The organism is Moraxella ovis, from assembly GCF_900453105.1.
Classification (GTDB): Bacteria; Pseudomonadota; Gammaproteobacteria; order Pseudomonadales; family Moraxellaceae; genus Moraxella; species Moraxella ovis.
Genome location: NZ_UGPW01000001.1, coordinates 1,300,811 through 1,314,760 on the forward strand (window position 1 = coordinate 1,300,811; position 13,950 = coordinate 1,314,760).

Here is a 13,950-nt window from a genome sequence, read left to right on the forward strand (position 1 = left end):
ATGATTTTAAAATATCATAAAACAGAATTAAAAATACAAAAATCAATGCCCGCCATTTAACTGATTTTCAATTTTCGCCTTTTTCTTATCGGCTCGTCTTTGTTTAAAAAATTGGCTTAATAGCTTTGAGCTTTCATTTGCCAACAGTCCGCCTTGAATATTGATGACATGATTATAAAACGACTCTTTGATGAGGGTTAATTGGCTTGCCACCACCCCTGCCTTTGGTTCATACGCCCCAAACACCACACGGCTGACACGGGCATGAATGAGCGAACCAAAACACATGGTACACGGCTCTAACGTAACATACAGCGTACTACCAATCGGCAAGCGGTAATTTTGCACCCGCTCACACGCCTGACGCAAGGCGACAATCTCGGCATGATGCGTGGGGTCGTGCGTGCCAATCGGGCAATTAAAGCCTTCGCCCAAAATCTGTCCGTCATGCACCACCACCGCCCCCACAGGTATCTCGCCACGCTCCGCCCCAAGTCTGGCAAGAGCTAGGGCGTGGTTCATCATGGCGACATCGGTAGGCGACCAAAATGTTAAGGAGCTAAAATTTGGCAAATCACACGCCATTTTAGGAGCAATTTCACGATACGCCATTACTGTGGCAACGCCCAATCAATCGCCCCTTTGCCATGTCTAATGAGATAATCATTGGTCTGCGAAAACGGACGAGAGCCAAAAAATCCGCCACGGTTCGCCGATAAAGGGGATGGATGATTGGCGGTTAAAATCAAATGGCGAGAGGTATCAATAAACCGCCCCTTTTTCTTGGCATAACTGCCCCACAGAATAAAAACCGTGCGGTCGGTTTGGCGGTTAATAACGTCTATCACCGTGTCCGTAAATTCTTCCCAGCCTTTACCTTGGTGCGAGCCTGCTTGCCCATTTTCTACCGTTAATGTGGCGTTAAGCAGTAGCACGCCTTGATTTGCCCAATGGGTCAAATCGCCATGAGCCGAGACAGGAATGCCCAAATCGGTGGCAAGTTCCTTTAAAATATTGGCAAGGCTTGGCGGTTTAGGGATGATTTTTGGCACGCTAAACGACAGCCCCATAGCCTGCCCTGCCCCATGATAGGGATCTTGCCCAAGTATCACAACTTTGACCGCTGATAAGGGCGTGGTATTTAGGGCATTAAAAATTTGTGATTTTGGCGGATAAATGGTTTTGCCTTGGGCGTATTCGTTTTGCAAAAAAACACGCAAATCATCCATAACAGGCGATAATAATATATCCGCTAAGGCAAATTTCCAATCATCGGGTAATTGTACTTTGTTTAAGGCGGTTAATTGGTCGGGGGTGAGTTCTTGGCTGTGCATAGGTATATTGGGATATTTCAATAAAATCAGACAGATTGATCACAACCTGCCCGAACGGGTGTTATTTTTGGTTTTATCCAGCTGGCTTGGGTGCGCCTTAACCACAATGGTATTGGCAATTCTGTCATGCCAGCCCTGCTTTTTATCATTCGTCGACGCCATAAAATAATTCACACCCACCAGTACCAATGCCAGGTTAAATGGCATCGCAGATGCTATCCAATAAATCACCACAAGCAGAAGCGTGCGCACACCCACTAATGACGTAAAAGGCGGAATTTTTTTTGTGCTTTGGCTGACCGCTCGGATGCCCATGACTAATTTACCAAATGATTGACCGCGCACCACAATCAAGATCAACTGTATCAATATGAATCCACCCACCATCATCAGCGTCATCATCGCCACTTGGCTTGGTATCTGCTCAGCGAGAGTCTGGGCATATGTCATGCGTGATTCAAAGCTGCCGGTGGTCATCTTCTGCTGATCAGGGTTTAGCTTAACCATCGCTGATAAGAATGGCAAAAATGCAATGATGAATAGCACAAGATTAATCGCCAATGCCAAGAATCGACTGCCAATCGAAGCATAAACCACTTCATTGGCATTAGTTGTCGATGACACCTTAGAAAATGCTGGTGTAGACTTAGGTGGCAGCATGGTCGATGGCTCGACAGGCTTACGACCGTAGAGCTCAGCAACACTAACTCGCTGATCTTTTTCTGATTTAAAATCAACATTATCGCCAAAGCCACGCTGACTTGATGGCTGGGCTGACTGATTGGCTGACTGATTGGCTGACTGCAAATTGGTGGTGTTTGGCTGGTAACTTAGTTGACCACCAGTAACATCGCCAATTTTTTGCCAGCCATTCATTCCCGCATGCCACATCAAATCATCAAGAACCACCGCTCCTGATGAAAGCATGATATTGACCTCTTCGAGAGTGTATGGACCTGCTTGAACTTTATTTCTAGCTAAAAAAATTTTCATTTTACTGTCGTCATGATGAAATTTTTTTATTTTAAACGAAAATGTGGCAAGTTACAATAATTGAATGTGAATTTTCTCAATGAACAAATTTCGTCTGATGATGATTTGTTTTCTTAGTTTTTCATTTAATGTCATGAGTGCAGGATTAATGAAACATAACAAGTTAAATTGATTGCTGATATGACTTGAATGATGTATTGCACCCCCACCCATCATGACATATTTAAACAACATTGATGCTGTTTCATCACACATTGATTTGGTGATGACAATCCAAAAAAACAGTTGAAATGACCTTCCGTCATGACGGTGCATCACACACCTTACACCAATACTATCTTTTTATCAATAACTTTAACAAAAAAATAATCACCATATGAACAGCTGCCAATACTGCACAATATAAACAAATCTGGGCATAATCTGCTATATTTTTTGGTACAATCCATAAACTTGTAACCAATGAACCAACAGCATCTCCTGCCAAAAAAGCAGTTTGGGTAAAGCCCAAAGCCATCGCCAAAGTTGCTTTATCAAGAAATTCATATTCTAATACTTCTTCAAAAGATGAAGATAATCCAGTAAATGCACTTCTCGCCAAAGTTGCTAACACCAGCACCCAAAGAGCCAAACCATAATACAAGCCAAAAGACATTAGCAAAAAAGACAAAATATAACCCATCATTGCAACAAAAAATCCAATAAAAGGCATATTTTTAAATTTGTTATTATATTTCAATAATAGCATATTTACCAAAATAGACATAACGGTCGTCATCAGATAAATAAATACCGACTTAGATTCGGAAACACCATACTCCACAAACATCAAAATCAAGTAAGGCTTAAATAAACCAACATAAAAACCAACAACAAAATTAGATAAAATAAACAAAATAGTAGATAAGGTTAAAATATTTTTTATGGATATTTTTTCTTTCGGCTTAATTGCTACCTTTTTCAATTTATCAAACTTAATATTCTGATAGGCAAACACACTTGACATAAAAACAAAACCGCCTGCCATTAACAATAACCAAAAATAAATAGAACCAAATACATACACCGCCAACGATACAAGACCCGTCCCAACCAACATAGCAATATTGACAATCATAGAACGCATTGCGGTTAATTTGGTGGTATTCTGGGTACTGTCTTCAGAAATTTGTAGAACCCAAGAGCGATTGGCGAGAATGGCAGTAGATGCACCAACACCTGCGATTATTGCCGTCATAACCGCAATGACTGGGTGCGTAAATACCCGCATAGATAAAGCAAGGGCGTATAATAATAAAGCAAATAACAAGGCTTTGGCAAAACCAATTTTATCTACAAATATTCCATAAACAAAAGAAAACGCCCCTGTTACCGCCATAACCGAATATGCCATTCCGTAGGCGGAGATGGCGTTTTCATTTTTAAAATAAATTGGCATAGAAGCCAGTGATATTGCCATACCCATCTGAAAAAAGAGCATAAAAAAAGCATACCGCTTTACATTTGGGTTAGCAAAAAAAATTTCTTTAATCATAAAAAACTCTTGACTTTTTAAAAAATATATTGTATATTAAGAAACGTCAGAAAAAATCTGACATTTTGAAAAATTTTAACTCACTTGAAAAGGAGACTGCTATGAAACTAGCAATTCAAGCGCCAGAAATGAAAAAAGTCAATCATGATCTACTTTATCATATGAAGTAAGCTTTAGCAAAAGATGTAGAAACACGTCTAAATCGACATTTAGCCGTGTTTTATTCAAAATATAAAGAACTTAAAAATTCATAGTTTTGTTTTAAAATGTTATTATTGGGAAATTTAACCAGTGCTAATGATAAATAATCAAGGGCTTGCTTCTGATTACCTTTACACAACTCTGTTTCCGCCAATAAACTAAAAGACTTTACAACCTCACTTTCATCAAAGCCAAATAATTCTTTATTTGTTACAAAATTCTTTAACACCGCTTCTAAATCAGGACAACAATCTTGTTCTTTGGATAAAATTTTTGAGTAGAGAGCATCATTTAGATACATTAAAGACTTTTTAGGATCAAGACACAATTTATAAGCATAATAATAGTTAAATGCTGAATCTAAATACAATGTTTTTTGTAATTGCCAATAAGCAAGGTTTGCCCAGTTTTGATGACTGTAAGGGTTGATTAATGTTGTCTGTCTGCAACTAAAAATCGCAGAATCTATATCATTTAAATAACCATAAACTCTTGCCAAATCCAAATAATAAGTATCCATTAACTTATCTTTATCCAAAAGTTTATTTAAAGAGATGATGGCATTATTATAATCGCCAAGCCTTTCATAACATTGAGCCAAATTGTACACCAAAACAGAACAATACAATTCTAATTTTTCTTCTCCATCAATGATCGATATATTGTCAATTTGAGCAATACAATCTATCATTAAATTTTTTGCCTCTTCTATTTTATTATTTCGAAATAAAATCAAAGCATACCCATTACGATTAAATAAAGCTGAAAAAATTGCATTTGGAACATTATTTAGATACTCATCAGAGCTTGTAATTTCATTATAGGCTTGATTCAATAAAGACTCTGACTTTTCTATACTTTGAAGTTCTTTACTGTGTACTCTAGCATATAGCATAGCCTTAGAATATCTAGAACCATTTTTGTATTTTTCAATATTATTGTTATTTAATATTAAATCTAAATAATATTCAGACATTATTGGATTTCTTAGCATTTGTTCAGATATAGAAAGAGTATTCCATAAATCAGAATCGCTATAAAAATTCTTAACAAAATTACAGATATTTTTTGCAGTCAAAGCATCGCCAGCATTTAAATATTCAAGTGAGATATTAATTAAATCATCATACAAACCCTTATCAAAATCACTTTTTCCATTGGATTTTAGTGTACTTAATTTATTATATAAATTTTCATCATTTTGATTTTTATCTGAATTTAAAGAGTAATTATGCTGAATTTTACAGGAAACCTCCCAACCGCCAAATTTTTGAGCCATCTCAAAAAACCTCTGGCTAAATTCATCCAAATAAGAGTTGCATACAACATAGACAGATAATTTTTCTCCATCAATGTTTTTGTTGATATAGTCAATAATCTTAGCGTATACCGAATCCAAAACATTTTTGGTTCTATAACGAATTCTTTGCTCCAAAGGAATTTTTTCTGTCAAACTAAGATTGCACTGATAAAAATTAGATTTTACAACCATATCAGTGGGATAAAACAGATATAGACTTTTAGATAGACTTGGATCAAAGTTTTGTTCATTCAGACCCAGTTTTCTAAACAAATCTTTTACAGAAGAGAAAGCAATGACATTTCTAGTATCGTGATGAACAACCAATTCCAATTTTTTAACTTCAACCATAAAAAACTCCATTAAGCTAAGAATGGTTCCAATACTTATATCATAACATAGTTATAAAGTCAACAAAAATTTATTGTATTGTATAAAAAATCCTGCAAGCCCTATTTTTGCAACAAAAACAAGACTTGCAGGAAAACAACAAATTTTTAATTACTTATCCTTTGCTAAAAATAACCAAGTATCAAGTACGCTATCAGGGTTTAGTGATACTGAGCTGATACCCTGCTCCATGAGCCATTTGGCAAGGTCTGGGTGGTCGGACGGTCCTTGACCGCAAATGCCGACATATTTGCCTTGCTTGCGACACGCTTCAATCGCCATGCCAAGCAGTTTTTTGACCGCAGGGTCTCGCTCATCAAACAAGTGCGACACGATGCCACTATCACGGTCAAGCCCTAGCGTAAGCTGAGTTAGGTCGTTTGAACCGATTGAAAAACCGTCAAAGTATTGTAAGAATTCATCGGCAAGCAAGGCATTGGTTGGCAGCTCGCACATCATGATGATCTCAAGAGAATTCTCGCCACGTTTTAGCCCATTTTTTTCAAGTAATTCAATGACTTGGCGGGCTTCGCCTGTGGTACGCACAAACGGAATCATGATTTTTACGTTGGTTAGCCCCATGTCATCACGGACGTATTTCAACGCACGGCATTCAAGCTCAAAGCAATCACGGAAATTGTCCGAAATATAACGGCTCGCCCCACGGAAACCGAGCATGGGGTTTTCTTCGTGTGGTTCGTACAACTTACCGCCGATTAGGTTGGCGTATTCGTTGGATTTAAAATCGCTCATACGCACGATGACAGGCTTGTCTTTAAATGCCACGGCAAGCGTTGAGATGCCTTCGATGAGTTTGTTGATATAAAACTCCACAGGCGAGTTGTACCCTGCGATACGCTCAAACACTTGGGCTTGGGTCTCTTGGGGCAAGGTGTCCACGTTAAGCAAGGCTTTTGGGTGTACGCCAATCATGCGGTTGATGATAAATTCTAAGCGAGCCAAGCCCACGCCTTCGTTCGGGATTTGGGCAAAGTCAAAGGCACGGTCGGGGTTGCCCACGTTCATCATGACCTTAAAGCCAAGCTTGGGCATACTGGCGACAGAATTTTTTTGTACCTCAAAATCCAAAACACCGTCATAAATAAAGCCTGTATCCCCTTCGGCACACGATACCGTTACCGCCTGTCCGTCCGTCAAAAGCTCGGTGGCATTACCACAACCGACAATGGCAGGTACGCCAAGCTCACGAGCGATAATCGCCGCATGGCAGGTACGTCCGCCACGGTTGGTGATAATCGCACTGGCACGCTTCATCACAGGTTCCCAATCGGGGTCGGTCATATCAGACACCAGTACATCGCCGTCTTGAACTTTGCTCATCTCGTTCAAATTCGTTACGATACGCACCTTGCCTGCACCGACACGCTGACCAATAGAACGCCCTTCGCATAGCACTTTTGCCCCCTTGCTATTGATGACGTAACGCTCCATGCTGGTTTTGTCTTGGCGAGATTTGACGGTCTCGGGGCGAGCTTGTACGATGAAAAGCTCGTTAGTATCGCCGTCTTTTGCCCACTCAATGTCCATAGGACAGCCGTAGTGTTTTTCAATGATAAGGGCTTGTTTGGCAAGGCGAGTTAGCTCATCGGTATTTAGGGCAAACTGCTGACGGTCGGCTTTTTCTACGTCCACGATTTTGGTTGAGCGTTTGGTCGTGCCTTCATCGCCATAGACCATTTTGATGTGTTTTGAGCCAAGATTTCGGCGAACCACGGCAGGGCGATTTTCTGCCAATAATTTTTTGGATAAATAAAACTCATCAGGGTTTACCGCCCCTTGCACCACCATTTCGCCCAAGCCATAGCTTGCCGTGATAAATACCACGTCATTAAATCCGCTTTCGGTGTCAAGCGTAAACATCACGCCAGACGTGCCCGTCTCCGAGCGTACCATACGCTGAACGCCTGCCGACAACGCCACGCCTGCGTGTTCAAAGCCTTTGTGTACACGATAGGCAATCGCACGGTCGTTATAAAGGCTTGCAAACACTTCTTTGATGGCAATCAGCACGTTGTCAATACCACGAATGTTCAAAAATGTCTCTTGCTGACCTGCAAAAGACGCATCGGGCAAATCCTCGGCAGTCGCTGACGAACGCACCGCCACCGCCACATCTTGACCGCCTGTAAGCGCATCAAATGCCGTGCGAATCTCGTCTTCTAAGTCTTTTGGCAATGCTTGGGCGATGACCCAACCACGCACTTTTGCCCCCACTTCGGCAAGTTTTTCGACATCATCAACGTCCAAGCCTTTTAGTTCGGCATTGATTTTGTCAAGCAAACCTGTTTCGTTCAAAAAGCGGTTAAACGCCTCTGCGGTCGTGGCAAAGCCGTTTGGCACAGACACACCAACATTGGCAAGATTGCTAATCATCTCGCCCAAAGACGCATTTTTACCACCGACAATCTCAACATCATCTTTACCAAGTTTGTTAAAAGGGATAACTTGTGCCATACGAACACCTTTTTTAATCTATGAAATTTGTCAAATTATAACGATAAATTGCTTAATACTCAATGATATTTAATATAAAAATAATCATATTTATTAAAATAATACTATCTAATAAAAATATAATTTTAAGGATGTTTAATTGATTTAAATTTATGGCATAACAATTTATTCAGCAGTCGCACGATGAGCGTATTTTATGATATACTTCTGTGTGATTTTATTAATTATATTCTTAAGGAGCTGACATGTACGTCCACACTCCCAATAATAACACACCCCCCCAAAATACCAAATTCGAACCCACACGAAGCGCGTTCTTTATCTCAGATGGTACTGCGATCACTGCCGAGACTTTGGGTCGCTCTCTACTAAGTCAGTTTGGCAATGTCAAATTTGACATCAAAATCATTCCCTATGTCGACAACGCTGAACTTGCCCAAGAAGCGGTGAAGCGTATCAATGAGGCGAATCACCTATCAGGACTCAAGCCTTTGGTGTTTGACACCATCGTCAGCGATGAGATTCGCACCATCATTAATGGCGCCGAAGCTACCAACCTAGACATCTATGAAGGCCTCATTAATCGCATCGCCAATGAGATCGGCGAGAAGCCCGACCCGCATTCAGGCATTGCACACGGCCATGTCGATAGTGACGACTATAAGGCACGTATTAATGCTGTTCACTTCGCCTTAGATAATGATGATGGCGCGCGCACGACGCACTATGATGGCGCTGACATTATCCTAGTGGGATTATCACGCTCAGGCAAGACGCCAACAAGTCTGTACCTAGCTTTACAGTTCGGCATTCGCGCCGCTAACTACCCTTTGACCGAAGATGACTTGGACAGTAGTAATCTGCCTAAAGTGCTACAGCCTTACCGTCATAAGCTATTTGGTCTAACCATTGACACCGAACGTCTGGTGCGTATCCGCCAAGAACGCAAAGCGGGCTCTCGCTATGCGTCTCTTGCTCAGTGCCAGGAAGAACAGCGCGCCATCCAAGCCATCTACACCGCCCAAAAAATACCAAATCTTAATGTCTCTGAGATGAGCGTGGAAGAAATCGCCACGCGCATCCTGCAGATGACTGGACTTGCGCGCCGTATTGGTTAATATAGCAATAAAAAATTCAAGGTAGTTTATGAAAAAATCAATCAAGCCACTTTATCTATTAACTTTATTGTCTGGCACCCTATTTATGAGCGCCTGCCAAAAATCACCGCCAGTACCCGAGCCACTTTATATCCCTAGCATCGCCCTTGGTGAAGCTTTGGTATTAGATGTACTGCCCAATCGCGCACCCTGCCAATCCACCACGCCAATGCAATGCCTGCTGGTAAAAAAAGAAGGCGCACCGACAAGTGAAGTGTTTGGCATCGGTTATAACGACATTCATGGATTTGAGCCGCGTCAAGGTGTCAGTTATAAGATTCGCGTATATGAACAAATCGATGAAAACACTGGTAAGCCAACTGTTGCTTGGCAGTTGAACGAAATTTTATCCCAACAAATCTCACGCTAAACATTACCAATAAATAAAGGAATAGGACATCATCCATGTCAAAAAAACCAATAGCAAATACAGAACAAAGCAGTGTAAAAACTGCTGAGAATAATGAAATGCCAATCTTAACCCCAGTGACTGATGTTGATCATGATCCAATCCATCAAAATCTCATCAGCCCGCTAGATGGTCAGCGCATTGAATTAAACAGCGAAAACAACACCAAATCACGAAAAAAACACGGCTATGAATATGATGCCATCGTACTGGGCGCAGGCCCTGCCGGGGAAGCTGCCGCGATGAAGCTTGCCAAGTCAGGCATGAAAGTTGCCGTGATCGACCCACGCGAACAGGTTGGTGGTAACTGTGCTCATGTGGGCACCATTCCAAGTAAGGCCTTGCGTCAGTCGGTGTTTAACATCATTGGCATGCGCCGCGATCCGATTTTTAGCTCATTTACAGACAACTTCCAGATTCCGCTAAATAAAGTACTCAGTAAAGCGCGCCGCGTTATTCTAAGTCAGGTAAATACCCATCGTCTGTTCTACGAGCGCAACCGCATTGAAGTCATTCACGGCTGGGGCAGCTTTCTAGATAAACACACCTTACAAATTGAAGAACCCACAGAAGAAGGCACCAAAAAAACCTTAACCTTCAACCAAGCAGTGATTGCAGTTGGTTCTCGCCCTTATCGTCCTGATTTTCTAGACTTCGATCATCCGCGCGTGTTCGATTCTGATAAAATCCTACAAATGGATTATGTCGCGCGCAAAATCATCATTTATGGCGCCGGCGTGATCGGCTGTGAATACGCATCCATCTTTACCGGCCTAGGCTATGTTGTTGATCTGATTAACAATAAAGATCAGCTACTTAGCTATCTGGACGATGAGATCTCGGACGCGCTATCCCACGACTTCCGTCAGTTCGGTGTACGCATTCGTAACAACGAAGAAATCGACCATCTAGAGACGCACGATGATTGTGTTGTTCTACACCTAAAAAGTGGTAAAAAAATTAAATCTGACGCCATTCTTTGGTGTAATGGCCGCTCGGGTAATACCGACAGCCTAAACCTTGAAGCGGTCGGTTTAACCGCCAACAATCGTGGTCAGCTTGAAGTTGACAAGACTTATCGTACTGCCGCACCGCACATCTATGCCGTCGGTGATGTGATTGGTTGGCCATCACTAGCATCAGCCGCCTACGATCAAGGTAGGAATGCCGCGGGCTTTATGGTGGGTGACAAGCACGCAGAATTCATCACAAGTGTACCAACAGGGATCTACACTATCCCTGAAATCTCAAGCATCGGCGCCACCGAAGAAGACCTAACTCGTGATCAGATTCCTTATGAAGTGGGTCAAGCATTCTTTAAACATCTAGCTCGCGCTCAAATCATCGGTGAACGCTCTGGCGTATTGAAGATTCTATTCCACCGTGAAACCCTTGAAATCCTAGGCATACACTGCTACGGCAACCATGCATCTGAGATTATCCACATCGGTCAAGCTGTGATGAAATGCGGGCATACCTTGGAGTATTTCGTTACTACGACATTTAACTATCCTACCATGGCTGAAGCCTACCGTGTGGCAGCCTTGAATGGATTAAACAGAATCTTTTAAGGTTCATCATAAAAAAGCCCTAATTTAAATTAGGGCTTTTTGTTAATTCTATATAATCAGCTATTTGATGCTGCACTTTTTTGTTCTTGTAATAGCTTAGACAGCCCTTCAACGCCTTGAATATGAACCGTACGGTTCGGAAATGGAATATCCACACCGGATTCATCAAAGGCATATTTCACTTTCTCAAGCAAATCGCACTGCACATCAAACCAATCACCATTCTCTGTCCATACATATAAGGTCAAATCAACCGAGCTTTCAGAAAGTGCCGTCACGCGCACATTTGGCGCCGGATGCTTTAAAATTTTATCATGGCGCGACGCCACCGACAGCATCACCTCGCGCGCCTTTTGGATATCGCTGTGATAGCCAATACCCACCAACACATCAACACGGCGCGTCGGCAATGAGGTGTAGTTAGTGCTTGAATTCGTCATGATGTCGCCATTTGGGATGATGATCTCATGATTGGCAGGCGTTCTGATGCGTGTATTAACCAGAGTAATGTCAATCACCGTACCCGTCTGACCTCCTACCTCTACATAATCTCCGCGTCCAAAAGGTCGAAAAATAACAATCATCACACCCGCTGCTAGGTTTGACAACTGATCCTTTAAGGACATACCAATCGCTACCGCTGCCGCACCCAATACCGCGACGAACGAGTTGGTATTAATACCGAGCTTATTCAGTGCCGCCAATAGCACCGCAACGATCATCACGCCATACAGAAGGTTATTAAGAAAATTCACCACCGTCTGATCAAGTCGGCTACGCTCCAGCATGCGGTTAATCACCGTCAGCACTCGCTTACCCACCCATTTACCCACAAAGAAGATAAGCAGCGCCAACAAGATATTAATGCCAAGCTCAACCCCATCATGAATCAATGTATGTATATCAATGGGCACACCCAAGAATTCAAGGGCGTGATTGGTGGTACCCTCCAATCCCTCAACCGTTGCAGCGGTAACTTCCTTGGCAACTTCTTTGGTGTTTTTGGTGGCTAGTTTTATCTCTTCTGCAGCCTTAATCACCGCCTCCGGTGTGACTGATTCTTTTGGTGTTGTCATGATTAATTATTGATCCAATACAGTTATTATCAAAAGTCGTATTTTACCCCAATCCACACAAAAAATCATCTCAATCATCGCCCACCCAATAAAAAAGCCACCTTCACTTTGGCAGCTTTGTATTAATCAGTTCCAAATAATCATGGTCTATATAATTTCACTACATTGCCCACGATAATGATGGCTGGCGCTGACAGTCCTGCCTGCTCGTTTTTGATGATAATGTCATCCAGCGTCCCCGTCAGAACTTGCTGTGTTGGTAGGCTTGCATTTGAGACGATGACAACGGGCGTATCAGCCGACAACCCTGAGACGAGCAGACTATCTACAATCTTACCCAGCGCATGCAGACCCATATAGAACACCAAGGTTTCATCACTTTGATAGGTGCTTTTTAGACCATCAAAAGACTCACTAGTCTGATAGCACCCCGTCAAGAATCTCACCGACGTCGCCACCCCTCGATGCGTGAGCGGGATGCCTGCATAGCTGCCCGCCGCCAACGCTGCCGTGATGCCACTCACCACCTGATACGGCACACCCGCTTCTTGACAAGCGATCATCTCTTCGCCTCCACGACCAAAAACAAAAGGATCGCCACCCTTTAGGCGCAGCACTCGCTTGCCTTGCTTGGCGTATTCTACGATTAGCTCATTGATTTGATCTTGAGTTTTGGCGTGGTCAGCGCGCTTTTTACCGACGAATATCTTATCACTGTCACGGCGACATAGATCCAAAATCTCATCAGACACCAATGCATCATACAGCACCACATCCGCCTGCTGCATGAGTCGTAGCGCCTTAAAGGTCAAAAGATCAGGATCGCCCGCACCTGCACCCACAATATACACCTCACCCGCTTTGTCGTTATTTTTGACAAAATCATCCAATTCATCAGCCAGATGACCGACAATCTTATCCGCCAAGGCTCTGTTAAACACCCCTTCCCAGAAATGACGGCGCTCGGTGATTGTTGGTAGTTTATCCTTAACCGCCTGACGAAAATCCCCAGCAAGCTTGGCGATTCTACCGATACTAGATGGTATCTGACTTTCTATCTTGGCGCGGATTAGTCTTGCCAAGACGGGTGCCTTACCATTACTAGACACGCCAATGACGATGGGATCTCTATCCACGATAGCTGGAAAAATAAAATCGCACAAATCCGGCACATCCACCACATTGATGGCGATGCCGCGTACCTTAGCATCTGCATGCACCTGCACATTCAGCGCATGATCATCAGTGGCGCAGATGATAAAGCTAGGCTTACCAATTCCATCCAAATCGCCACTCTCATAAGGCTTATGTATGATGGCATGATTATTATCCTGTAGGAATTTCAAAAACCCCTCATCAAAGCGCTTCGACAGCACCACAAGGCTCGCCCCTGCTTTATGCAAAAGACTGGCTTTTCTTTGGGCAACTTCACCGCCACCTATGATAAGAACTCTTTGATGGCTTAAATTAAAAAACAAAGGCAGTGTATTCATGACATTTCCACATTGAT

General features: G+C 42.4%; 11 protein-coding genes. 3 read left to right on the top strand and 8 right to left on the bottom strand.

The window, feature by feature from the left end:
• Positions 1–42: 42 nt before the first annotated feature.
• The 6 genes from tadA to ppsA form a co-directional block, all read right to left on the bottom strand.
• Entirely contained in the window at positions 43–612 is a 570-nt protein-coding gene (gene tadA, locus DYD54_RS06235; protein WP_370446591.1) for a tRNA adenosine(34) deaminase TadA, read from the bottom strand.
• Positions 612–1,334 (bottom strand): uracil-DNA glycosylase, encoded by a 723-nt coding sequence (ung, locus tag DYD54_RS06240; protein WP_063514193.1) that lies wholly within the window; start codon positions 1,332–1,334, stop codon positions 612–614. Before ung ends, tadA begins: the two co-directional genes overlap by 1 nt.
• A 39-nt stretch (positions 1,335–1,373) precedes the next feature.
• Positions 1,374–2,327, bottom strand: coding sequence for an RDD family protein (locus DYD54_RS06245; RefSeq protein ID WP_063514194.1), 954 nt, complete (start codon positions 2,325–2,327; stop codon positions 1,374–1,376).
• Positions 2,328–2,661: 334 nt separating this feature from the next.
• On the bottom strand, positions 2,662–3,861 hold the full coding sequence (locus DYD54_RS06255) for an MFS transporter (RefSeq protein WP_063514196.1): 1,200 nt from the start codon (positions 3,859–3,861) through the stop codon (positions 2,662–2,664).
• 220 nt (positions 3,862–4,081) lie between these two features.
• The gene (locus tag DYD54_RS06260; protein WP_063514197.1) at positions 4,082–5,713 is read right to left on the bottom strand and encodes a tetratricopeptide repeat protein; all 1,632 of its coding nucleotides are present in this window, start codon (positions 5,711–5,713) and stop codon (positions 4,082–4,084) included.
• Between the two features lie 150 nt (positions 5,714–5,863).
• Entirely contained in the window at positions 5,864–8,227 is a 2,364-nt protein-coding gene (gene ppsA / locus DYD54_RS06265) for a phosphoenolpyruvate synthase (RefSeq protein ID WP_063514198.1), read from the bottom strand.
• A gap of 245 nt (positions 8,228–8,472) precedes the next feature.
• Here ppsA and ppsR point away from each other — a divergent pair, with 245 nt between their 5' ends.
• From ppsR to sthA, 3 genes are all read left to right on the top strand, one after another.
• The gene (ppsR, locus tag DYD54_RS06270) at positions 8,473–9,345 is read left to right on the top strand and encodes a posphoenolpyruvate synthetase regulatory kinase/phosphorylase PpsR (RefSeq protein WP_063514199.1); all 873 of its coding nucleotides are present in this window, start codon (positions 8,473–8,475) and stop codon (positions 9,343–9,345) included.
• A gap of 28 nt (positions 9,346–9,373) precedes the next feature.
• Positions 9,374–9,754, top strand: coding sequence for a DUF4377 domain-containing protein (locus DYD54_RS06275; RefSeq protein WP_063514200.1), 381 nt, complete (start codon positions 9,374–9,376; stop codon positions 9,752–9,754).
• A gap of 98 nt (positions 9,755–9,852) precedes the next feature.
• The gene (gene sthA, locus DYD54_RS06280; protein ID WP_115265772.1) at positions 9,853–11,364 is read left to right on the top strand and encodes a Si-specific NAD(P)(+) transhydrogenase; all 1,512 of its coding nucleotides are present in this window, start codon (positions 9,853–9,855) and stop codon (positions 11,362–11,364) included.
• Positions 11,365–11,420: 56 nt separating this feature from the next.
• On the opposite strand, the gene DYD54_RS06285 is transcribed toward sthA, so the two are convergent.
• Together DYD54_RS06285 and cysG are read right to left on the bottom strand one after the other, a co-directional pair.
• Positions 11,421–12,440 carry a mechanosensitive ion channel family protein gene (locus DYD54_RS06285; protein WP_063514201.1) on the bottom strand — a complete coding sequence of 340 codons (1,020 nt, stop codon included), beginning with the start codon at positions 12,438–12,440 and terminating at the stop codon, positions 11,421–11,423.
• A 140-nt stretch (positions 12,441–12,580) separates the two neighbouring features.
• Positions 12,581–13,933 carry a siroheme synthase CysG gene (cysG, locus tag DYD54_RS06290; protein WP_063514202.1) on the bottom strand — a complete coding sequence of 451 codons (1,353 nt, stop codon included), beginning with the start codon at positions 13,931–13,933 and terminating at the stop codon, positions 12,581–12,583.
• Between the last annotated feature and the right edge of the window lie 17 nt (positions 13,934–13,950).

Bases quoted from the DNA above. Each gene is read 5' to 3' on its own strand.
- DYD54_RS06255 (WP_063514196.1), bottom strand. From the start codon at position 3,861: ATGATTAAAGAAATTTTTTTTGCTAACCCAAATGTAAAGCGGTATGCT.
- DYD54_RS06260 (WP_063514197.1), bottom strand. From the start codon at position 5,713: ATGGTTGAAGTTAAAAAATTGGAATTGGTTGTTCATCACGATACTAGA.
- tadA (WP_370446591.1), bottom strand. From the start codon at position 612: ATGGCGTATCGTGAAATTGCTCCTAAAATGGCGTGTGATTTGCCAAAT.
- cysG (WP_063514202.1), bottom strand. From the start codon at position 13,933: ATGAATACACTGCCTTTGTTTTTTAATTTAAGCCATCAAAGAGTTCTT.
- sthA (WP_115265772.1), top strand. From the start codon at position 9,853: ATGCCAATCTTAACCCCAGTGACTGATGTTGATCATGATCCAATCCAT.
- ppsR (WP_063514199.1), top strand. From the start codon at position 8,473: ATGTACGTCCACACTCCCAATAATAACACACCCCCCCAAAATACCAAA.
- DYD54_RS06245 (WP_063514194.1), bottom strand. From the start codon at position 2,327: ATGAAAATTTTTTTAGCTAGAAATAAAGTTCAAGCAGGTCCATACACT.
- DYD54_RS06285 (WP_063514201.1), bottom strand. From the start codon at position 12,440: ATGACAACACCAAAAGAATCAGTCACACCGGAGGCGGTGATTAAGGCT.
- ppsA (WP_063514198.1), bottom strand. From the start codon at position 8,227: ATGGCACAAGTTATCCCTTTTAACAAACTTGGTAAAGATGATGTTGAG.
- ung (WP_063514193.1), bottom strand. From the start codon at position 1,334: ATGCACAGCCAAGAACTCACCCCCGACCAATTAACCGCCTTAAACAAA.
- DYD54_RS06275 (WP_063514200.1), top strand. From the start codon at position 9,374: ATGAAAAAATCAATCAAGCCACTTTATCTATTAACTTTATTGTCTGGC.